Below are 18,732 nucleotides of genomic sequence, written 5' to 3' on the forward strand. Positions count from 1 at the left end.
TTCAAAGGTTAGGAACTGAACAATTGTTAAAATATTAAACGTAACTTATATAGCTAACCCTTGTGCTTTCAGGGAGGAAGTCGCGTCTAGTGAACAAATAAATTTACTTAGTAGGTTCAATGTATCGATTAGATCTTCAATATTTTGGGGAGATGGATTTGCGAAAAGTTTTGGGATTATTTTTGTTAAATCAATAATAATCGCACGAAATGTTCTAAGTTGAGCTTTAGTAATTGGGATTGATGGAGTATTTGGGATTCGTCCGGCGCTACTTGGAAAGCATGGTTTGGAGAATTTGTTTTGACTGTCGTTATAACGAGACATTAAATCTCTCCTTTCTCATGAAAATGTGAACGAAACTCATCATAGTAGATGCAGAAATTGGTTAAATGGTCATAGTAAAATCGTTTGTTTAAAGAAAAAATAGAAAAAACGCCTTACAATAAGGCGTTTTTTCTATTTTCTGCGTATTGATAATATCGCTTTAATGAAATTTTTGATTTGAATCCAGCGAGTTTTATAATTTCTGATTCAGGAGTTTCTTTTTTTATTAAGTTTAAAATATAGGTGTTACGAAAATGTTGTCCTGAAATTCCTTTACGTAAATTGGCTCTAGCCACTTCGAGGCGAATCATTTTTTGTATAGCAATTTCCGTCAATGCCTTTGGTGCATCATTTTCATATACCCACCTGTATGTTCCGCGGTTAAAATCAAATGCGACAAACAATGAATCGTCACTATGATACTTAGGTCGAACTGGTTCTGGGATACTTTTGTAATAATTATATAGTTGTTTTTTGTCTTCTTTTGCTAATGTAATTGTTCTTTCTACACCTGCGGTTGCTGGGATTGACAATGTGTTAGTTTCAAAGTGAACGTGATACATTGTTAATGCTGTAAGTTCCTGTAAGGATAAACCGTAGTCGATCAATAGATTTAAAATGGCGATATTGCGATCCATTAATAAAGGGCGCACAGGAAGTTGTTTTTCTGAAAGTCCTTCTAATGAAGTGACTATATACTTTAATCTTTTTTCTTCATCAGGTGAAATGAAATCTTCGTTACGAAGTGTACGGTCTGGTTGAATAGATATTTCCATATTCTTCAATGGATTGGGAATATTTAGAAAATGATGCATTCTATTTAATACAGTAAATACACGATGCATCGTTTTTTCTGAGTAATGTCGATTCGTTTTCAAATCGGAAAAGTAATCTTCGTAGTCTTTTGTACAAAGTGTAGCCCATATATTACTGGAAGGGAGCTTTTTGTTTTTTTCTAACCAATGTCCGAAGTCTTCAACGTCATAAACATAACGTTTAATAGTTGAGGGTTTTCGGCCTTTATTCAATAAAAAAATAGAAAAGGCTTGTATTGTATCATGGAATTCCGTTGTCTCCATAGTCCCACCACCTTAATTATTTCTTATATTATAGCAAACTTTTCTGAAAATAGGCATTTACAAGGGGGACAGGAATAATAATATTTGGTGAGTGGATAAAGTGAAACTATAATCAGTGGGGATTTTGTTCATCCCCTGCTGATTATTAGTTAAACCAATCGGGCATTTACGGGTGGTTATCTCCCGCTTAAATACCGAGCGTTTGCTGAATGTTGAGGTGGGAGTCTTACTGCTCGCAAATAGCGGGATAAAATGAGGTGATTGTATGGAACAATCGATGCGAAAGAAAAACAACAATCAAATTAATATTGTGTTAAACCATCGAAAGAAAATTTCTTTGCCAGCCGCAGAAAATAAAACGGTAATTTCAAATGAAACTACAATTAAACATGAAATGCTGCAGAGAATTGAAGAAGAGATGGGGAAGCTTGTTGGGATGGATGATATAAAAAAGATAATAAAAGAAATATATGCTTGGATTTATGTGAATAAAAAAAGACAAGAGAAGGGATTGAAGTCTGAGAAGCAAGTACTTCATATGCTGTTTAAAGGGAATCCGGGTACAGGGAAGACAACTGTTGCTAGAATGATAGGGAAATTGCTGTTTGAGATGAATATTCTATCGAAAGGCCACTTGGTTGAAGCTGAACGTGCTGATCTTGTAGGAGAGTACATCGGCCATACAGCTCAAAAAACAAGAGATTTAATAAAAAAAGCAATGGGAGGTATTTTGTTTATTGATGAGGCGTATTCTTTAGCTCGAGGAGGAGAGAAGGACTTTGGGAAAGAAGCAATTGATACGCTTGTAAAACATATGGAAGATAAACAACATGGTTTTGTATTGATTTTAGCTGGATATTCAAGAGAGATGAATCACTTTCTTTCATTAAATCCAGGGCTGCAATCTCGTTTTCCATTTATTATTGAATTTGCGGATTACTCGGTAAATCAGCTATTGGAAATTGGGAAGAGAATGTATGAAGATCGTGAATATCAGTTATCAAAAGAAGCTGAATGGAAATTTAGGGATCATTTACATGCGGTGAAGTATTCGTCGCAAATTACATCGTTTAGTAATGGGCGGTATGTACGGAATATTGTTGAAAAATCAATTCGTACACAGGCGATGCGGTTGTTACAAGAAGATGCGTATGATAAAAATGATTTAATTGGAATATCGAGTATGGATTTAATGCTCGAAGAGGAGACGCACAGTACATAAACTGTGCGTCGATTTTTGTGTATAAGTTCGTTTACTCTTTTTTTGCTTTTTCTTGGCGTGCTTTATGGAAGCGTTCCATTTTAGCGCTCTTTTCGTGTGCTGAATTAGGATCGTGTCCAAATTGATTTACTGAGCTTTTTTGAGCTCCTTTATTAACGTGGTTTGTCATTTGTATTCACCTCACTTTAAAAATTAGTATAAACATTATATAAAGAAAAAATCGTTAGAAAAGAAAAACCTCTTTACGATATGTAAAGAGGTTAGATTGCTATTTATGCATTGAACGTTCTTTCGTTTCGATACGTCTGTGCGGTAAATGCCATTTGTAATGAATAGAAACCATGCGGAAGCAAACAATTAAAATGAATAAAATGTAAAGAGCCCAATCGCTAACAATAATTTGAGCGCCAATTAAGAAACCTGCTAAAATCGTCCAAAAGGCATATACTTCAGCTCGAAGAACGAGAGGTTTTCTGCGGGCTAAAAGGTCGCGAATGATACCACCGCCAATACCGGTTAAAACAGCTGCTACGATTGTGGCGCTAATTGGTAAATTTAATTTTTGAGCATATAATGCTCCTTGTACAGCAAATGCTGATAAGCCGATAGCGTCAGTGATATTTTCCCACTTTTTCCAATGTCTAATTAATTTATTTGGAAAAAGAAAAATAATAGTCATTGATAAAAGTGCGATTTGGAATAACATGTCTTGTTGCCAAAACGCGACAATCGGATAACCGATTAATAAATTACGAAGGGCACCTCCCCCAAATGCGGTTGCCATTCCTAAAATATACACCCCGAAAATATCATAATCCTCTTCCATTGCAACAATGGCTCCGCTTAGTGCGAAAGCGATTGTGCCTATGATGCTAAAAATCTCCCATGCCATGAATTTTCTCCCCCGCTAACTAGATGAAATGTGCTTCCTCTGCTATTATATTAGAAGGTTTAAATTTCGAAAAGGATGAGTGAACATATTTGATGGAAGAAAAAGAAAAAGTCATACTAGTAGGCTGTCAATTGCCACAAGATGATGATGAAAAATTTATGCATTCCATGAAAGAGCTTGCATCACTAGCGAAGACTGCACGAGCAGAATTGTTAGTTTCAACAACGCAAAAACGACCAAAGTTTCATCCGGCAACTTACATAGGTAAAGGGAAATTAGAAGAGCTTACAATGTTAACTGAAGAATTAGAGCCGGATGTTATTGTATTTAATAATGAATTAACGCCGAGTCAAATTCGGAATTTATCCTCAGTATTAGATGCGAGAGTAATTGATCGAACGCAACTAATACTAGATATTTTTGCGCAACGTGCGAAGTCGAGGGAAGGTAAGCTTCAAGTAGAATTAGCTCAGTTGCAATATACAATGCCACGTCTTATGGGGCAAGGGTTGTCCTTATCGCGTCTTGGTGGTGGTATTGGAACGAGAGGACCGGGTGAGACGAAACTTGAGACGGATCGTCGTCATATTCGATCGCGTATTGATGAAATAAAGAAACAACTTGCAGTTGTTGTGGAACATCGAAAAAGATATCGTGAGAGAAGAAAAGATAATAAAGTATTTCAAGTTTCATTAATAGGGTATACAAATGCAGGGAAATCGACACTGTTTAATAGATTAACGGAAGCTAATACGTTTGAAGAAAACCTTCTGTTTGCAACACTAGACCCAACGACGAGGAAGATGCCGTTACCTTCTGGTTATACAGTATTACTAACTGATACTGTTGGTTTTATACAAGATTTACCCACTTCATTAATCGCTGCTTTTCGTTCAACACTGGAAGAAGCGGGGTAAGCAGATGTTATTTTACATGTAGTTGATTCTGCGGATCCTAACTACATAGGGCATGAAAAAACAGTAAAACGATTATTATCAGAACTTGAAATTAATCATATTCCTATTATTACGTTATATAATAAAAAAGATGAATTACATCAAAACTTTATTCCGTTTCCGAAAAGTGATTTCTTAATGACTAGTGCTTTTGAAGAAAGTGATTTATTGCGTATAAAAGAAGCGATAGAAATGAAAATGAAGAAAGAAATGGATCGTTATCGAGTGGAAATCCCTCCGAGTGAAGGTAAGTTATTAACGCTTTTAAAGACGGAAACGCTATTAGCAAAGATGGAGTTTCTGGAAGATAAATTTGTATATGATTGTGCAGGGTATATTTTTACTCATTCATCGCTTAATGTGCAATTAAAGAGATTTTTAGTGGAAGAAGGAGAAAATAAAAATGTTTGATCGTTTGAAAAATGGAGAAAAAATTGCTCCAATCGTAAAAGAAGTAGAGAGTCAGATTACAGAAGTACATAAACGTGCGGATGAAGTAATTGAAAGTAATCAGTTTCGTGTATTAGAAAGTTTTCGTAAACATAAAATTAGTGACTCGCATTTTATCCCGACGACAGGTTATGGTTATGATGATATTGGCCGTGATACGTTAGAAAAAGTGTATGCTGATGTATTTGGGGCGGAAGCTGGACTTGTTCGTCCGCAAATTATTTCAGGTACTCACGCTATCTCTACAGCGTTATTTGGTATTTTACGCCCAGGAGATGAGTTATTGTATATCACTGGGAAACCGTATGATACGTTAGAGGAAATCGTTGGTGTGCGTGGGAAAGGTGTAGGTTCATTTAAAGAATATAATATTGGTTACAATGCAGTTCCACTAACTGAAGCTGGGCTTGTTGATTTTGAAGCTGTTGCAGCAGCGATTCATAGTAATACGAAAATGATCGGTATTCAGCGCTCGAAAGGTTATGCTACTCGTCCATCGTTTACTATTTCTCAAATTAAAGAGATGATCGCGTTTGTTAAAGAAATTAAACCTGATGTTGTTGTGTTTGTAGATAATTGTTATGGCGAGTTTATTGAAGAGCAAGAGCCGTGTCATGTTGGTGCGGATTTAATGGCAGGTTCGCTTATTAAAAACCCAGGCGGGGGAATTGTAAAAACTGGTGGCTATATTGTCGGCAAAGAACAGCATGTTGAAGCGTGTGCATATCGTTTAACATCTCCGGGAATTGGTGCCGAAGCTGGAGCGTCTTTATACAGTCTGCAAGAAATGTATCAAGGTTTCTTCTTAGCGCCACATGTTGCGGGGCAAGCGCTAAAAGGTGCGATTTTTACAGCAGCTTTTTTAGAAAAGTTAGGAATGAATACGTCACCAGCGTGGAATGCACCAAGAACAGACTTAATTCAATCTGTTCAATTTGATGATAAAGACCGTATGGTTGCCTTCTGTCAAGCAATTCAATATGCATCTCCAATTAATTCGCATTTTACTCCGTATGCAAACTATATGCCGGGTTATGAAGATGATGTGATTATGGCTGCGGGAACGTTTATTCAAGGTGCAAGTATTGAATTGTCTGCTGATGGTCCAATTAGACCGCCATATGTTGCGTATGTTCAAGGTGGCTTAACGTATTCGCATGTTAAAATTGCGATTTGTTCTGCGATTGATGAATTGATTGAAAAGAATTTATTAACAATTTCTTAAAGGAAAGCTGTCGATTTCGGCAGCTTTTTTCGTATAAAAGTAATGATTTGTGAGATTAGAAAAAAGAATGAAAAAATTTATAAAAAATCATGTAAGAAAAGCTAACATCTATTGACACTAAACATAACATGGTATAAAATGAGAAACAGTTAAGGCGAAGGAGGAACTGAAAAATGAAAGAAGATAGACGTTCTGCCCCGCTGTTTCCTATTGGTATTGTTATGGATTTAACACAATTGTCTGCACGTCAAATTCGCTACTATGAAGAGCATAATCTTGTTTCTCCAACCCGTACGAAGGGGAATCGTAGATTATTTTCATTTAACGATGTAGATAAGTTGTTAGAAATTAAAGATTTGTTAGATCAAGGCTTGAATATGGCTGGTATTAAACAAGTGTTACTAATGAAAGAAAATCAAACAGAAGCAGTGAAAGTAAAAGAAGAAACGAAAGAAATTTCAAAAACTGAGCTTCGCAAAATACTTCGAGATGAACTACAACATACAGGTAGATTCAATCGAACTTCATTGCGACAAGGTGACATTTCAAGATTTTTTCACTAAAGATAACTGATTCTGAAGGCGATTAGAGGGACTAAGGAGGAATTTATAATGTCTAGATACACAAAAGAAGATATTTTCCGTTTGGCGAAAGAAGAGAATGTAAAGTATATCCGTTTACAATTTACGGACCTTTTAGGGGTAATTAAAAACGTAGAGATTCCAGTGAGACAATTAACGAAAGCTCTTGATAACAAAATGATGTTTGATGGATCTTCGATTGAAGGTTTCGTACGTATTGAAGAATCTGATATGTATTTATATCCTGATTTAGACACTTGGGTAATTTTCCCTTGGACAGCTGAAAAAGGTAAAGTAGCTCGACTAATCTGTGATATTTACAATGCAGATGGCACTCCATTTGATGGAGACCCACGTAACAACTTAAAACGTGTGTTAAAAGAAATGGAAGCTTTAGGATTTTCAGACTTCAATCTTGGACCAGAGCCAGAATTCTTCCTATTTAAGGTTGATGAAAAAGGAAATCCAACATTAGAATTAAACGATAACGGTGGATACTTCGACCTTGCGCCGATGGATCTAGGGGAAAACTGTCGTCGTGATATCGTTCTTGAACTTGAAGAAATGGGATTTGAAATTGAAGCATCTCACCATGAGGTTGCTCCAGGGCAGCACGAAATTGACTTTAAATATGCAAATGCAATTCGTTCATGTGATGACATTCAAACATTCAAACTTGTTGTAAAAACAATTGCTCGTAAACATGGTTTACACGCAACGTTTATGCCAAAACCACTATACGGTGTGAACGGTTCAGGTATGCACTGTAACTTATCATTATTTAAAAATGGTGAGAACGTATTCTTTGATGCAAACGGTGACTTACAACTAAGTGATGATGCTCGTCACTTCATCGCAGGTATTTTAAAACATGCACCAGCATTTACAGCGATAGCAAACCCAACTGTAAACTCATACAAACGTCTAGTACCTGGATATGAAGCACCTTGTTACGTAGCATGGTCTGCACAAAACCGTAGCCCGTTAGTACGTATCCCTGCATCTCGTGGTATTAGTACACGCGTAGAAGTACGTAGTGTTGACCCAGCTGCAAACCCATATTTAGTAATGGCTACATTATTAGCTGCAGGTCTTGATGGAATTAAAAACAAATTAACTCCACCAGCTGCAGTAGATCGTAACATCTATGTAATGACAAAAGAAGAGCGCGAAGAAGCAGGTATCGTTGACTTACCAGCAACATTAGCGCAAGCATTAGTTACATTACAGTCTAATGAAGTAGTATGTGGTGCACTAGGAGAACACTTACTTGAGCACTTCATCGAAGCGAAAGAGATTGAGTGGGATATCTTTAGAACACAAGTTCACCAATGGGAACGCGATCAATATATGTCTCTATACTAAGAGGCTCAAACCCTTGACACACAACGTGTTGAGGGTTTTTTTATTTTGTGGGTAAAACACTTTTGTTTGAAAGAAGAGTAATCCACCCACAAAACACCCACAAAAAAATCAAAGTTACCCCAATACATTATTCATATAAGCTTCAAACCCCGAAATAGAATCCTTATTAATTTTGTCGCTAATATGAGAGTAAACGTTAGAAGTGATTTCTATACTCTTATGTCCTAGTCTATCTTGAATGTATTTCATACTTGCACCAGACTCTAATAAAAGAACCGCGTGGGTGTGTCGTAATGAATGTATTTCTAATCTAGGTAAATTTGCTTTCTTAAGTATGCGTGAGAATGCATTGAACAATGTTGACTTCGGTAAGAACTTTCCATCGACTCTTGAAAAGACTAAATCTAATTCATGCTCATACGCATCTTGTAAAACAAGCTTATTAGCATTTTGCCACTTTTTATGTGCCAGCAGTTCATCGACTAATGATTTAGGAATCATGATAGTACGTTTAGAAGTAAATGTTTTTGTATCCCCGAATAATTCTTCTTTTGTTTTAGCTGTAAAATCCAATGTTTTAGAAATGGTTATCGTATGTTCTTTTAAATTTATGTCCTTCCATTGTAAAGCAGCAGCTTCACCTTTACGCATACCAGTATTCAGAAGTGCTTTGAAAAAGATGTAATAAATATAGTTGTATTGATAAGAAGTCTTTAAGAAAAGGGGGATGTCTTCACTTCGCATATATTTTAGCCCTTCTCTTTCTTTATTGTTCTTATTTGAAATAACTACTTCTTCACAAGGATTGTTTTCAATCTTTTTTAAGCTAACAGCCTTTTTCATAGCATTATTCATTGTGCCGTGGATAATTTGAACAGTTCGCTTACTGTATCCCTGATCAGTTAAGGAATTAATAAATTTTTGATACATCATTGGTTTGAGTTCTTTTAGGTTCATGTTTTGAAAGTAGGGGATGATATGCTTTTCGATGTTACGTTCATGCAAGATAAAAGTGTTTTTCCTTACATTGTCTTGCTTAAATAATTTTAACCAGTCTCTAAGGTAATGTTTTAGTGAAGTAGGAGTAATCTCAACTTCTAAACCGTTTAATAATTTTTTCTCTTCTTCAGCAGCTGCAAGTTGTGCTTCTTTTTTCGTCTTGAATCCACGTTTTGATTTTTCTTTGTATTTTTGAGTATAAGGGTCTTTAAATCTCACCCGGAATTCCCAAACATCTCCGAATTTTCTGAAGCTAGCCATTATAGCATTCCCTCTTTCTTTATAATTGTAAAGTGGCCAGATTAATCATCTAACCACTTTACTGGAGTTTCTTTGTAACCCGAAACTTCAAATTTTATTTCACCATCAACAATATGGATTTTTTCAACGATAGGGACCTTTTTAAATTCTTCTTGTTGGATGGTGCGTTTCTTTCGTTTTTCTCGTTCAGCGTTTAAATCAATAATCAAAATGTCTCACCTCCTTTTAGTAAGGCTTATAAAATTCTAACAGTTCAACTGGAATATTATTTTTGTATGCTATACATGCTTTTGTATCACCAGGTTGAATGGTCTTTTTATCAATTAACAAAAGCGCAGCAAACGTATTTGCTTCTATCTCTAATTTATCAACTGAAAAGAATGTGTTCTTACGCAGAAAAGGTGTGTTCGCATGAGTATGTAGGATTGCATGTCCTAATTCATGCGCACAAACAGTTCTTTGCATGGATGGAGACAAGTGATTATTAATAACAATGTAACGATTTCTTTTTTCGTATTTATAAAATCCGTTTATTTCTTCATGTAAATCCCAGGTTAGTACATTTATCTTTAAACAATCTGCAAGCTCATAGGGGTTATTCGTGTTGTGTTTTGTGCAAAGTTGTTGGACTAGATCTCTTATGACGAATTTCAATGTTTTCCCTCCTAAGCTCGCATCAGTTATCGTCGGTAGTACGATATTTCTTAGGAACGTATTTTTTATTGATTACTTTAGTTTGTTTCACGATGTATTCCATTGCATCTAATAAAGATTCTACGGCTTCGTCGCTCATAGGCTCACCAGAGAACATTAATCCGTCTTCACCTTGAAGATCTCTTTTTATTTCTTCCATTCTTTTTTCGATATCTTTTTCATCTTTAGTGGTTAAATGCATTTGATTTGTTCTTCCAAGTAAGAAATCAGTAGTTACATTAAAGTAATCAGCTACTTTTTGGAGTCTATCGGCTGAGGGATATGCTTTATCCCATTTTCTTATGGTCCCATTGCCGAATTCTAAGTCCTTTTCTAATGCAGATATGGATGTATCATGGTTTTTGCATAGATTTTTAATTGTGTTTACTAAGCTCATTCTAATCACCTTCCGTACTTACGGACGAAATAAAATAGACTGTAGACTAAAAATAACGTTTGACAATTAGTTTGTAGACTATTATTATTAGGTTGTAAGCTAATTTGTTAGCTAAAAAGAGTATAAAAATTGATTTGAGTTTTAGAAACTAATACTGAGGAAACTGTTTAGTTTTGTATTTGTATACCTTTTTATAATTATAATTTAGCACACAGACTAATTTCGGTCAATAAATCAGCGAAAATATTCGCATTTTGAAAGGTGTGAACATCTAGATGAAGTATTCGAGTTTTGGAATTGAGGTTAGAAAAGTATTGTTAGAAAGAAATTTAACACTAACTGTATTAGCTTTTGAGCTAAAAATATCAGTTTCATATTTATCTGACATTTTAAAAGGTTCTAGAAAAGGGAAAAAACAAAAGAAAGCGATTGTTGAATTATTAGGACTAGACATGTGTGAGGAGGATTTAAAGTGACAGAACAAATAATGGTAGTAGATGAAAAAGAAGAATTGTTTGTAAAAGGTGATCAAGAAAGTCTGGTTTTTATTAAAGATAATAAAGTCGTTACAGATAGCTTAACCGTAGCTGAATTGCTAAAAAAACAACATAAACATGTCTTAAGAGACATTAAGGTTCAGATGGAAAAGTTGGAAAGTGCAGGAGAAGGGAAATTTACTGAGTCCAACTTTGGGCTTAGCTTTTATAAAGATGTTACAGGACGAACTTTACAAAAAATCGACATGACAGAAGATGCCTTCACAATATTAATGTTTTCTTATAACACGATTGAAACGATGAAAATTAAAGTGAGGTTTATTGAAGAATTTAAAAGAATGAGAGCATTCATTGAGAATCAGTCAATTGTCCCTATTGATACATTTGGTCAAATCGAACTATTAGCTACAGGAACTAGTAACTTAAATAAAAGAGTTTCCTCATTAGAGCAGGTAGTTGAAAAGCAATTAACTGTAGATTACGGACAACAAAGAGTAATTGAAAAAACGAAAGCAAAACGGATCTATTTTTTATGGGAGAACGGTCATGTAGATAAAGAAGTACATGATTCTACTCGCAAGCTATTCGGATTATTAGGACGTAACTTGAAAGATGCCTTCAATGTGAATAGTTACCGCGATATTTTGAAGAAGGATTTCGAGGAAGCTTTGAATTTTGTAAATGGTTGGAGACCAATGATTTAAAAGGGTTTAGAAAACGCAAAATTGCGTTCTCAGGATTTCTTTGTAGAGAATATTTACAGATAACAGCTGGAGATCAATGGTTTAAAAATAAGGAGGGAATAATCATGTTCAATGTTCAAATAGACGAAAATGTTGTGAAGGAATTATGTGTGGAAGAAATTCAAAAAAAGGTTAAAGAGTACGACGCGGAGTTAGCGTTTTGGGATACTAAGGAGCTTAAAAAACGTGTATGTATGTCGTGGAATACAATTCAGGATCAGTTCTTCTTTGATCCACGGTTCCCTAAATTTAAAGTGGGTAAGAAATGGTATTTTCCAGCCAAACAAGTACAAGCATTCTTAGTTGAATGGGCTGAAGAAAGGATGGATTGATGATGTTTACAATTGATTATAACAATGTAAAAGTATCTGATTATCTAAGACTACTAGCCCATTATAAATTACCAAATAAAAAGCAGCGTCGATTAATAGAGAATAGGTTTGTATGTCTAAATGCTCTTTTTAAAAAGGCTGGTGAATCTAGTGGGAATTGAAAATTTAGTGTTACCCGAGGATGCGGAGTTAGCGAAATCCTTACGTAATAAGAAGGAGAACTACATAAAGAATCAATTTTTGTTAACTCGTATTGCAAGTAAGAAAAATGTAGAGGGTAAAACGAAAGAATTCTATGAGGCTTGTAAAGAGTATGAGGCATGTGGAGAAAAGGCAAAAGAGTGTGATAAGCAATTAAAGGAATTGATATTTAAAAAGAAGGAAAATGATAGAGTTCAGCACGTTGTAGAGCGTATGCGAGAGGTTGGCATTAAAGAGGATGTTATTCAAAAGGTTTTATGTAAATAAAAAGAAACCCACTGCAATGGGTTCCCAATAAAAAACAAATTCGAGGTCAGTATATCACATGGGGTGATTACATGGAAGAGACAATAGAAAATCAATTACTACAAAAGCGGGTTGAAAAGGCTGTAAGTAGTTTGAAACTTATATCCGCACAGGAAGCAGATACCTGTAGAAAGATAGATATAGATTATGTGATTACCATATTAACTAATAAACCATATGGCAGTATGCCGTTCTAGGAGGCTATAAAAATATGTTAGGAGGTAAAAACAATGAAAGAAAATAATGTAGTCGGTAAAAAATTTGGGAAATTGACAGCTATTAAAGAGTTCAAGGGAGGACATTCGAAACCAAGAACTATTCTTTGTAGATGTGAATGTGGAAATGAAAAGGTTGTTTGTAAAAGTAGTTTGATCCTTAGAAAAACCCAAAGTTGTGGATGTCTTCGGAAATATAATTCAGTAAAACACAATCTCAGATATACAAGGATTTATACCATTTGGGCCTCTATGGTTCAAAGATGTACAGATGAAAATGCTTCTAATTATAACAGATACGGTGGTAGAGGTATCTCAGTGTGCGATAGATGGAAAGAATTCCTTAACTTTTATGAAGATATGAAAGATGGCTATTCTGATTCACTTTCTATAGAGAGAATTGACAACAATTTAGGGTATTCCAAAGAGAATTGTAGATGGGCTACAACTCAAGAACAGGCATTAAACAGAAGAAGCAATCGTCTTGTAGAAATAAATGGAGAAAAATTACCGATAACAAAGGCATGTGAAATTCTTGGAATACCTTATGCAACTGTTCGGACAAGGTTGTATAGAGGTTGGCCAATAGAACGAGCACTATCTAAGGTTGGAAAGGTGGAATCAAAATGAAATTATACGAGTTAAGTAAAAATTTCTGTGAATTACAGCAAATGATTGAAGACGGGGCAGATTCGGAAGTAATTAACGATACACTTCAATCAATCGGTGAAGCAATTGAAGAGAAAGTACAAGGTGCAGCGTTATTGATTCGCAATATTGAAGCGCAAGTTGAAGTGATTAAAGGAGAAGAAAATCGTTTGGCTGAACGTCGTAAGTCTTTTGAGAACAACTGTAAAAATATTAAGGACTATTTATATCATCAAATGGTTGCTGTGGATAAAAGACGTATTAAAGGTGCATTGATAACAGTAGGTATTCAAAAGAATCCAGCAAGTTTAGATATTGCAGAGGATGCAGTTATTCCAACAGAATACATGATTCCGCAGAATCCGAAGGTAGATAAAAAAGCATTATTACTAGCGATTAAGAATGGTATGAAGTGGGATGGTATTTCATTAAAACAAGGTGAGAGTGTGAGAATCCGATGAGTGAAACTAAAAATTACTTTGCAGAATTAGCAGTTATTGACGTCAGTAAACATGTTGAGAAGAAGGGACGTTTTAGTTATCTAAGTTGGTCATGGGCTGTAGATCAACTTCTAAAGAAGTATCCTGATGCGACATGGCAAGTTGTTAGGTTTGATGGATTACCTTATATGAAAACAGAAGTTGGGTATTTTGTAGAAGTTGAAGTAACGGTAAATAACATCACACGTTCGCAAATTCATCCTGTATTGGATAACTATAATAAGCCAATCGCAAAACCTACATCATTTCAAATAAACACGTCGATTCAAAGGTGCCTAGCAAAAGCTATTGCACTACACGGATTAGGCTTGTACATCTATTCAGGTGAAGATATTCCACATGATGATGAACCTAAACAAGCAGCTAAGCAACTAGATAACGTTCCACAACAGGAGCAAGCTAGACAGGCAGAGGTTGCAAATGAACAAAGAATAAAAGCAATTCATGTGCAAATTAGAGAATTATCGGAAGTATATAATATGTCATTTGAAGAAACGAAGAACACTGTAAAACAGTCATTAGGAATTCAATCTTTCAAAGGAATGACAGTGCAACAAGCATCTCAGTTACAAAAAACAATAACATCGTGGTTAAACGAAGCGAAAGAAAAGCAACAGCAAGCACAATAGGTGGGTGACTGAAATGAAAACGATAGTAAGAGATGGTTCAATGCCAATAGCTTTGAATAGAAGTTTAGGTACTCGGTATTTACGTGATAAAAGGTTATCTGAATTACTTAAGCGCTGTCGTCGTTTAGAGTATGAAGGGTTTGATTACTTATTTCCTATTCGAAAAGTGTTAGAAACAGTTAAACATAGAAATGATGAAAATCCTCATCTGTTTAAAGGTTGCCTTGTGATGGATCGTGACCGTGGATTCTATTATGAAGTTGTTATGAGGAAGGTGAAGAGATGAGTAATTTATTAATTCATGAAGAACCATTACTTGTTCTTCCAGGACTGGCAAGCAGAATTGGTTTAAATGAGGCAATATTTCTACAACAAATACATTATTGGCTAAATAGATCTAAGCATTTTTATGATAAAAGAAACTGGGTATATAACAGTGTGGCAGAATGGGTTAAACAATTTCCATTTTGGAGTGAGAATACCATTAGACGTATTGTAAAGAATTTAGAAGATGAACAGCTTCTTGTTATAGGTAATTATAATCGAGCTAAGTTTGATAAGACGAAATGGTATTCCATTAATTATGAAAAACTCCGTTTGTTAGAATCCACAAACGATGTACCCAACTTGGGTAGACGGTCTACCCAAAATGGGCAAATGGATGTACCCAATTTGGGTAAACCAATACCAGAGACTAACACAGAGACTACATCAGAGATTAAAGAATATATAGTCGAGATAGTAAACTATCTCAACGATGTGTGTGGTAGTAGTTACCGTTTAACATCTAAGAAAACACAAACATTAATTAATACTAGATTAGTAGAAGGATTCACTGTGGATAACTTTAAAACTGTGATTGATACAAAAGCTAAAGAATGGCTAAGAACGGAACAAGCAAAGTATCTAAGACCAGAAACATTATTTGGTACAAAGTTTGAAGGCTATTTACAACAAGGAAAGGTGGAAGGAAAACATGGCTCTAGTAAAGGTAACAGATATAGCAAAGACCCTTTCGAAGAAGATGATCTTCCTTTCTGATACATGTGAGGTTTGCAAAAAAGAACGTAAACGTACTGTTCGATTCATGAAGATAAACGGTGAAGTAGTTTGCCCAGTATGTAAGTTGGCAGAAGATAATCAAAAGCTAGAAGCTGAAATGAGTGTATTCCGAGATGAGAAGGAACAGAGAAAACGTAAAAGTATGTTTTACGATAAGAGCTTGATTAAAGATGAAACAATTAAACTTGCTAGATTCTCAACTTTTAAATCTGACTGTGAAGAGGATGAAAAGAATTACACCTTAGCAAAACGAGCGCTTGAGGATTACTTGGATGATGTGAGGTTTAATTTAATTCTAGTTGGAAAAGTAGGTGCAGGTAAAAGTCATCTTGCCTATTCAATTGCTCATGAAATGAATGAGAATAGCACAGGGACGGTTCTTTATGTTTCTGTATCAGAACTATTTGACTATATACGTTCTACGTTCAATGGGCAATCTGAGGAGTCTGAGCATAGCATTGTTAATTTACTAGTTAGTGCAGATTTATTAGTGATTGATGACTTAGGTGCGGAACTAGGTGATATGGATGCAGTGGATCCAAAGGCAACTGCATTCGTGAATCGTGTCCTGTTTAAAGTCTTTGATGGAAGACAAGGAAAGAAAACAATCGTCACAACAAATCTAACAGGTGAAGCTGTGATGAAAGCTTACGACGAACGTATTACGTCACGTATGTTCAATACATACAGGCATATTGAGTTTAAGTTTACAAGAGATAAGCGGAAAAGAAAATTACCTTTTTAAAAGGGAGACGAACTAATATGACCATTACTGTAATTCGTCCCAATGTCCATATTTCAAGCGTTAGTAGTTGGGGGATGGTATTTACACCATCTCCGACAAATAACGCTGAATGGTCATGTGAGGACTATAAAAATACAACGGGAAAACGGATTGAAGAAATGTTAAAGAAAGCGAAGGGAAAAGAATGAAAACATATACAGGATTTGAAGCGATTGAAAGAATGAAAACGAATTGGATTAAAGAAAAGAATGATTTTTTTGCACACACATTAAAAGAAGGTAAGCATGAGGTTTTGGGGATAAGTAGTCAGCGTATTGTACCATCAGCAATTAGTATGGATTTCTTTTTTGAAAATGAGTTTGTGGATTATGAAGAACCATTGAATTTAGAAGAAGGCGAAATGTTTGTAATAGAAGGTTTAAGTGATAAATGGTATGGGGTTTTAAAAGAAGAAACACAAGAAAAGTATTACTTAATAATGGGCTTAAAAGTCGGTGACTATCGTTTTTATGAACATGGGTGTTTCTTTAAAAAATATCAAGAGAGTACATTTCGAAAAGCAACTGATGAAGAGTTAGAAGAATTTGAGCGTTTCATAATGTTTTATAAGAAAAAACGTAAGATGGATGAGTTTAAATTAGGTGACATTTGTGAGCGTGAAGATGTCCTATACAAAGTAATTGTTCAAACTGAAGATAACAAATTTGAGGGTGTTTTAGGGTGTGTGGCAATTAATGAAAAAGATACTCCAGTAAAGTACTTTACTGCTAAAAGTATGGAATTACAATTTTGTGTCGAGGACATGGTGGGGTAGTTTTGCATCAACACATCATAGATCAACTGATTGATAGAGGTATTTATAAATCCAAGGACGGGCTTCGAGATTTGTTCGAATGCTCGTTTGAGGAGTTAGTGGAAATGTTGGAGGGAGAAGAGTGAGCTTTAAAAAGGAAATGGCAATCATTTTAGTCAGCTGGCTTTTGATTAGTGTGACTATATTCTTATTAAAATACAAACTTGGAGTGAACTTATAATGATTCAGTTACACACAATTACATCTGAAGAGAAGAAACAAAACTTTGATATTGCGGAACTATTTGAAATGCAAAAAGAACTGGATAAACGAATTGGATATAAAGGAAATGACAAAATGGATATGTTGTTTCGTGCATTACTGGTGGAGATCAGTGAAGCATGGAACGAAACTCGAGCGTTTAAGATGTGGAGTACAGGATTTGGAGTTCCAAAGAATGGTCTATTAGAAGAGTTAATAGATGGTCTCCATTTTCTTATGAACATTGTAATTGAATTAGATAAATGTACATGGAGACATGAACTTATTCCATCGTTTAGTATGCAATCAATTATGAGAAAAGATACAAGTAATGTAAATATGCTGTTCGAATGGTACATGCAAGATGTGTTGACCGCAAAAAGGGCATGGTGTCAGTACAGAGATTTAACCACAACAATGGGACATTTAAGACGAGCGTTTGGTATCTTCTTTCGTATTTGCTATTTGTACGGATTTACGTATGAGGATGTTATTGATTCGTATAAGGAAAAGAATGCGGAAAACTTTGAGAGACAGGAAAATGGTTATTAGGATGAGTTGGGTTTATGTGCAGAAATAAGAAATCTGGACTGAAAATGTTGGATCTATGTTCGGGAATTGCAGGCATAAGCATGGCAGCGGATTGGGCTGGAATTGGAACAGCAGCCTTTTGCGAAATAGAAGAGTTCAATCAAAACGTACTTAGAAAGAACTATCCTAACATTCCTATTTTCCCGGATTTATATAAACTTACGAAACAATCATTAATAGATGGAGGTGTTGATGTTGATTCAATTGGAGTTATTTCAGCAGGATATCCCTGTCAGGGAGAAAGCATGGCAGGAAAGAGAAAAGGTGCAGAAGACGAAAGATGGCTATGGCCAGAAGTTTTCCGACTCATTAAAGAAATCAGACCCACTTGGTTTGTTGGAGAAAATGTTGCTGGACACGTCACAATGGGCTTGGACACCGTGCTCTCCGATTTGGAAGAAGAAAACTACTCGACAAGGACGTTTGCATTTCCGGCTGTCAGTGTCGGCGCGCCACATCAAAGATACCGGACATTTATTATTGGCCACTCCGACGACAAGTCAAAATTACAAGCCGATCCGAGAGTTGTGCCCTTCAGAAGCAAACGGGAAGCATGGGAAAACACTACCGGGATCAATCGGGGAACACTTTCCAGAACATATTGGGAAGAAAATAAACCCGCAATTTGTGGAATGGATGATGGGACTGCCACAAGATTGGACGAAGATAGATTGAGATTCTTGGGCAATGCAGTGGTCCCGCAACAGATCTATCCTATATTTGAGGCGATAGCAAAAATTGAAGGTTTATTATGAAAAACTTTTC

27 protein-coding genes and 2 pseudogenes are annotated in these 18,732 nt (G+C 35.5%); 21 read left to right on the top strand and 8 right to left on the bottom strand.

What is annotated here, in order from left to right; all coding sequences use genetic code 11:
- Nucleotides 1-48 precede the first annotated feature (48 nt).
- Both ACODS7_RS14035 and ACODS7_RS14040 read right to left on the bottom strand, forming a co-directional pair.
- Nucleotides 49-324 (bottom strand): annotated as a pseudogene (locus ACODS7_RS14035) (collagen-like repeat preface domain-containing protein); the annotation flags it as partial.
- A 113-nt stretch (nt 325-437) separates the two neighbouring features.
- A complete protein-coding gene (locus ACODS7_RS14040) occupies nt 438-1,403 on the bottom strand; it encodes a tyrosine-type recombinase/integrase (protein WP_098139494.1) in 966 nt (321 codons plus the stop codon).
- Between the two features lie 265 nt (nt 1,404-1,668).
- On the opposite strand from ACODS7_RS14040, the gene spoVK reads away from it, so the two are divergent.
- Nucleotides 1,669-2,625 (top strand): stage V sporulation protein K, encoded by a 957-nt coding sequence (gene spoVK, locus ACODS7_RS14045; RefSeq protein ID WP_016080607.1) that lies wholly within the window; start codon nt 1,669-1,671, stop codon nt 2,623-2,625.
- A gap of 31 nt (nt 2,626-2,656) precedes the next feature.
- On the opposite strand, the gene ACODS7_RS14050 is transcribed toward spoVK, so the two are convergent.
- Nucleotides 2,657-2,794, bottom strand: a complete 138-nt coding sequence (locus ACODS7_RS14050; protein WP_016080608.1) for a hypothetical protein — start codon at nt 2,792-2,794, stop codon at nt 2,657-2,659.
- 99 nt (nt 2,795-2,893) lie between these two features.
- On the bottom strand, nt 2,894-3,517 hold the full coding sequence (locus tag ACODS7_RS14055) for a trimeric intracellular cation channel family protein (protein WP_000312267.1): 624 nt from the start codon (nt 3,515-3,517) through the stop codon (nt 2,894-2,896).
- Nucleotides 3,518-3,609: 92 nt separating this feature from the next.
- Here ACODS7_RS14055 and hflX point away from each other — a divergent pair.
- The 4 genes and pseudogenes from hflX to glnA all read left to right on the top strand — a co-directional run bounded on the left by hflX (nt 3,610) and on the right by glnA (nt 8,094).
- Nucleotides 3,610-4,884: pseudogene (gene hflX / locus ACODS7_RS14060) on the top strand (GTPase HflX).
- Complete coding sequence (locus ACODS7_RS14065; RefSeq protein ID WP_029443075.1) at nt 4,877-6,148, top strand: methionine gamma-lyase family protein; 1,272 nt, start codon at nt 4,877-4,879, stop codon at nt 6,146-6,148. The pseudogene hflX and the gene ACODS7_RS14065 overlap by 8 nt, the downstream one beginning before the upstream one ends.
- Before the next feature lie 173 nt (nt 6,149-6,321).
- Nucleotides 6,322-6,711, top strand: a complete 390-nt coding sequence (glnR, locus tag ACODS7_RS14070; protein WP_000656783.1) for a transcriptional repressor GlnR — start codon at nt 6,322-6,324, stop codon at nt 6,709-6,711.
- A 48-nt stretch (nt 6,712-6,759) separates the two neighbouring features.
- On the top strand, nt 6,760-8,094 hold the full coding sequence (gene glnA, locus ACODS7_RS14075) for a type I glutamate--ammonia ligase (RefSeq protein WP_000092763.1): 1,335 nt from the start codon (nt 6,760-6,762) through the stop codon (nt 8,092-8,094).
- 114 nt (nt 8,095-8,208) lie between these two features.
- Here glnA and ACODS7_RS14080 read toward each other — a convergent pair whose 3' ends face one another.
- The 4 genes from ACODS7_RS14080 to ACODS7_RS14095 are packed head-to-tail and all read right to left on the bottom strand — an operon-like array spanning nt 8,209 to nt 10,444.
- On the bottom strand, nt 8,209-9,354 hold the full coding sequence (locus tag ACODS7_RS14080; RefSeq protein ID WP_000135919.1) for a site-specific integrase: 1,146 nt from the start codon (nt 9,352-9,354) through the stop codon (nt 8,209-8,211).
- A gap of 41 nt (nt 9,355-9,395) precedes the next feature.
- The gene (locus ACODS7_RS14085) at nt 9,396-9,563 is read right to left on the bottom strand and encodes a hypothetical protein (protein WP_002142777.1); all 168 of its coding nucleotides are present in this window, start codon (nt 9,561-9,563) and stop codon (nt 9,396-9,398) included.
- A gap of 16 nt (nt 9,564-9,579) precedes the next feature.
- Entirely contained in the window at nt 9,580-10,008 is a 429-nt protein-coding gene (locus ACODS7_RS14090) for an ImmA/IrrE family metallo-endopeptidase (protein WP_000673775.1), read from the bottom strand.
- Nucleotides 10,009-10,030: 22 nt separating this feature from the next.
- The gene (locus ACODS7_RS14095) at nt 10,031-10,444 is read right to left on the bottom strand and encodes a helix-turn-helix domain-containing protein (RefSeq protein ID WP_098057548.1); all 414 of its coding nucleotides are present in this window, start codon (nt 10,442-10,444) and stop codon (nt 10,031-10,033) included.
- Between the two features lie 275 nt (nt 10,445-10,719).
- Between ACODS7_RS14095 and ACODS7_RS14100 the strand changes: the two genes are divergently transcribed.
- The 16 genes from ACODS7_RS14100 (at nt 10,720) to ACODS7_RS14175 (ending at nt 18,722) form a co-directional block, all read left to right on the top strand.
- On the top strand, nt 10,720-10,920 hold the full coding sequence (locus tag ACODS7_RS14100) for a helix-turn-helix domain-containing protein (RefSeq protein ID WP_243169194.1): 201 nt from the start codon (nt 10,720-10,722) through the stop codon (nt 10,918-10,920).
- Nucleotides 10,917-11,645 carry a Rha family transcriptional regulator gene (locus ACODS7_RS14105; RefSeq protein WP_243169195.1) on the top strand — a complete coding sequence of 243 codons (729 nt, stop codon included), beginning with the start codon at nt 10,917-10,919 and terminating at the stop codon, nt 11,643-11,645. Before ACODS7_RS14100 ends, ACODS7_RS14105 begins: the two co-directional genes overlap by 4 nt.
- A gap of 104 nt (nt 11,646-11,749) precedes the next feature.
- Nucleotides 11,750-12,016 carry a hypothetical protein gene (locus ACODS7_RS14110; protein WP_000483547.1) on the top strand — a complete coding sequence of 89 codons (267 nt, stop codon included), beginning with the start codon at nt 11,750-11,752 and terminating at the stop codon, nt 12,014-12,016.
- A gap of 150 nt (nt 12,017-12,166) precedes the next feature.
- Nucleotides 12,167-12,484 (top strand): hypothetical protein, encoded by a 318-nt coding sequence (locus ACODS7_RS14115; RefSeq protein WP_071739271.1) that lies wholly within the window; start codon nt 12,167-12,169, stop codon nt 12,482-12,484.
- Nucleotides 12,485-12,555: 71 nt separating this feature from the next.
- The gene (locus tag ACODS7_RS14120) at nt 12,556-12,720 is read left to right on the top strand and encodes a hypothetical protein (protein WP_257150234.1); all 165 of its coding nucleotides are present in this window, start codon (nt 12,556-12,558) and stop codon (nt 12,718-12,720) included.
- Between the two features lie 33 nt (nt 12,721-12,753).
- Nucleotides 12,754-13,368 carry a hypothetical protein gene (locus ACODS7_RS14125; protein WP_243169288.1) on the top strand — a complete coding sequence of 205 codons (615 nt, stop codon included), beginning with the start codon at nt 12,754-12,756 and terminating at the stop codon, nt 13,366-13,368.
- Nucleotides 13,365-13,847, top strand: a complete 483-nt coding sequence (locus ACODS7_RS14130; RefSeq protein ID WP_243169287.1) for a siphovirus Gp157 family protein — start codon at nt 13,365-13,367, stop codon at nt 13,845-13,847. Before ACODS7_RS14125 ends, ACODS7_RS14130 begins: the two co-directional genes overlap by 4 nt.
- A complete protein-coding gene (locus ACODS7_RS14135; protein ID WP_016091293.1) occupies nt 13,844-14,515 on the top strand; it encodes a DUF1071 domain-containing protein in 672 nt (223 codons plus the stop codon). The genes ACODS7_RS14130 and ACODS7_RS14135 overlap by 4 nt, the downstream gene beginning before the upstream one ends.
- Nucleotides 14,516-14,528: 13 nt before the next feature.
- Nucleotides 14,529-14,801: a hypothetical protein gene (locus ACODS7_RS14140; RefSeq protein ID WP_061689871.1), complete on the top strand. Its 273-nt coding sequence runs from the start codon at nt 14,529-14,531 to the stop codon at nt 14,799-14,801.
- Entirely contained in the window at nt 14,798-15,556 is a 759-nt protein-coding gene (locus ACODS7_RS14145; RefSeq protein WP_243169286.1) for a conserved phage C-terminal domain-containing protein, read from the top strand. Before ACODS7_RS14140 ends, ACODS7_RS14145 begins: the two co-directional genes overlap by 4 nt.
- Complete coding sequence (locus ACODS7_RS14150) at nt 15,492-16,322, top strand: ATP-binding protein (protein WP_243169285.1); 831 nt, start codon at nt 15,492-15,494, stop codon at nt 16,320-16,322. The genes ACODS7_RS14145 and ACODS7_RS14150 overlap by 65 nt, the downstream gene beginning before the upstream one ends.
- Before the next feature lie 17 nt (nt 16,323-16,339).
- Nucleotides 16,340-16,510 (top strand): hypothetical protein, encoded by a 171-nt coding sequence (locus tag ACODS7_RS14155; RefSeq protein ID WP_088065475.1) that lies wholly within the window; start codon nt 16,340-16,342, stop codon nt 16,508-16,510.
- Nucleotides 16,507-17,136, top strand: a complete 630-nt coding sequence (locus ACODS7_RS14160) for a hypothetical protein (protein WP_243169284.1) — start codon at nt 16,507-16,509, stop codon at nt 17,134-17,136. The genes ACODS7_RS14155 and ACODS7_RS14160 overlap by 4 nt, the downstream gene beginning before the upstream one ends.
- 2 nt (nt 17,137-17,138) lie before the next feature.
- Nucleotides 17,139-17,261, top strand: a complete 123-nt coding sequence (gene fbpA, locus ACODS7_RS14165) for a Fur-regulated basic protein FbpA (RefSeq protein ID WP_000553935.1) — start codon at nt 17,139-17,141, stop codon at nt 17,259-17,261.
- A gap of 94 nt (nt 17,262-17,355) precedes the next feature.
- Nucleotides 17,356-17,928: a dUTP diphosphatase gene (locus ACODS7_RS14170; RefSeq protein ID WP_243169283.1), complete on the top strand. Its 573-nt coding sequence runs from the start codon at nt 17,356-17,358 to the stop codon at nt 17,926-17,928.
- A gap of 14 nt (nt 17,929-17,942) precedes the next feature.
- Nucleotides 17,943-18,722, top strand: a complete 780-nt coding sequence (locus ACODS7_RS14175; RefSeq protein ID WP_243169282.1) for a DNA cytosine methyltransferase — start codon at nt 17,943-17,945, stop codon at nt 18,720-18,722.
- The last annotated feature ends 10 nt before the right edge of the window (nt 18,723-18,732 follow it).

The sequence above is a fragment of the Bacillus sp. FG16 genome (assembly GCF_057809515.1).

Excerpts from the sequence above, each read along its gene's own strand:
- ACODS7_RS14160 (WP_243169284.1), top strand. The coding sequence starts at position 16,507 with ATGAAAACATATACAGGATTTGAAGCGATTGAAAGAATGAAAACGAAT.
- ACODS7_RS14055 (WP_000312267.1), bottom strand. The coding sequence starts at position 3,517 with ATGGCATGGGAGATTTTTAGCATCATAGGCACAATCGCTTTCGCACTA.
- spoVK (WP_016080607.1), top strand. The coding sequence starts at position 1,669 with ATGGAACAATCGATGCGAAAGAAAAACAACAATCAAATTAATATTGTG.
- glnR (WP_000656783.1), top strand. The coding sequence starts at position 6,322 with ATGAAAGAAGATAGACGTTCTGCCCCGCTGTTTCCTATTGGTATTGTT.
- ACODS7_RS14110 (WP_000483547.1), top strand. The coding sequence starts at position 11,750 with ATGTTCAATGTTCAAATAGACGAAAATGTTGTGAAGGAATTATGTGTG.
- ACODS7_RS14135 (WP_016091293.1), top strand. The coding sequence starts at position 13,844 with ATGAGTGAAACTAAAAATTACTTTGCAGAATTAGCAGTTATTGACGTC.
- ACODS7_RS14155 (WP_088065475.1), top strand. The coding sequence starts at position 16,340 with ATGACCATTACTGTAATTCGTCCCAATGTCCATATTTCAAGCGTTAGT.
- ACODS7_RS14170 (WP_243169283.1), top strand. The coding sequence starts at position 17,356 with ATGATTCAGTTACACACAATTACATCTGAAGAGAAGAAACAAAACTTT.
- ACODS7_RS14120 (WP_257150234.1), top strand. The coding sequence starts at position 12,556 with ATGGAAGAGACAATAGAAAATCAATTACTACAAAAGCGGGTTGAAAAG.
- ACODS7_RS14065 (WP_029443075.1), top strand. The coding sequence starts at position 4,877 with ATGTTTGATCGTTTGAAAAATGGAGAAAAAATTGCTCCAATCGTAAAA.
- ACODS7_RS14080 (WP_000135919.1), bottom strand. The coding sequence starts at position 9,354 with ATGGCTAGCTTCAGAAAATTCGGAGATGTTTGGGAATTCCGGGTGAGA.
- ACODS7_RS14040 (WP_098139494.1), bottom strand. The coding sequence starts at position 1,403 with ATGGAGACAACGGAATTCCATGATACAATACAAGCCTTTTCTATTTTT.
- ACODS7_RS14150 (WP_243169285.1), top strand. The coding sequence starts at position 15,492 with ATGGCTCTAGTAAAGGTAACAGATATAGCAAAGACCCTTTCGAAGAAG.
- ACODS7_RS14095 (WP_098057548.1), bottom strand. The coding sequence starts at position 10,444 with ATGAGCTTAGTAAACACAATTAAAAATCTATGCAAAAACCATGATACA.
- ACODS7_RS14140 (WP_061689871.1), top strand. The coding sequence starts at position 14,529 with ATGAAAACGATAGTAAGAGATGGTTCAATGCCAATAGCTTTGAATAGA.
- ACODS7_RS14100 (WP_243169194.1), top strand. The coding sequence starts at position 10,720 with ATGAAGTATTCGAGTTTTGGAATTGAGGTTAGAAAAGTATTGTTAGAA.
- ACODS7_RS14125 (WP_243169288.1), top strand. The coding sequence starts at position 12,754 with ATGAAAGAAAATAATGTAGTCGGTAAAAAATTTGGGAAATTGACAGCT.
- ACODS7_RS14145 (WP_243169286.1), top strand. The coding sequence starts at position 14,798 with ATGAGTAATTTATTAATTCATGAAGAACCATTACTTGTTCTTCCAGGA.
- ACODS7_RS14130 (WP_243169287.1), top strand. The coding sequence starts at position 13,365 with ATGAAATTATACGAGTTAAGTAAAAATTTCTGTGAATTACAGCAAATG.
- ACODS7_RS14175 (WP_243169282.1), top strand. The coding sequence starts at position 17,943 with ATGTGCAGAAATAAGAAATCTGGACTGAAAATGTTGGATCTATGTTCG.
- glnA (WP_000092763.1), top strand. The coding sequence starts at position 6,760 with ATGTCTAGATACACAAAAGAAGATATTTTCCGTTTGGCGAAAGAAGAG.
- ACODS7_RS14050 (WP_016080608.1), bottom strand. The coding sequence starts at position 2,794 with ATGACAAACCACGTTAATAAAGGAGCTCAAAAAAGCTCAGTAAATCAA.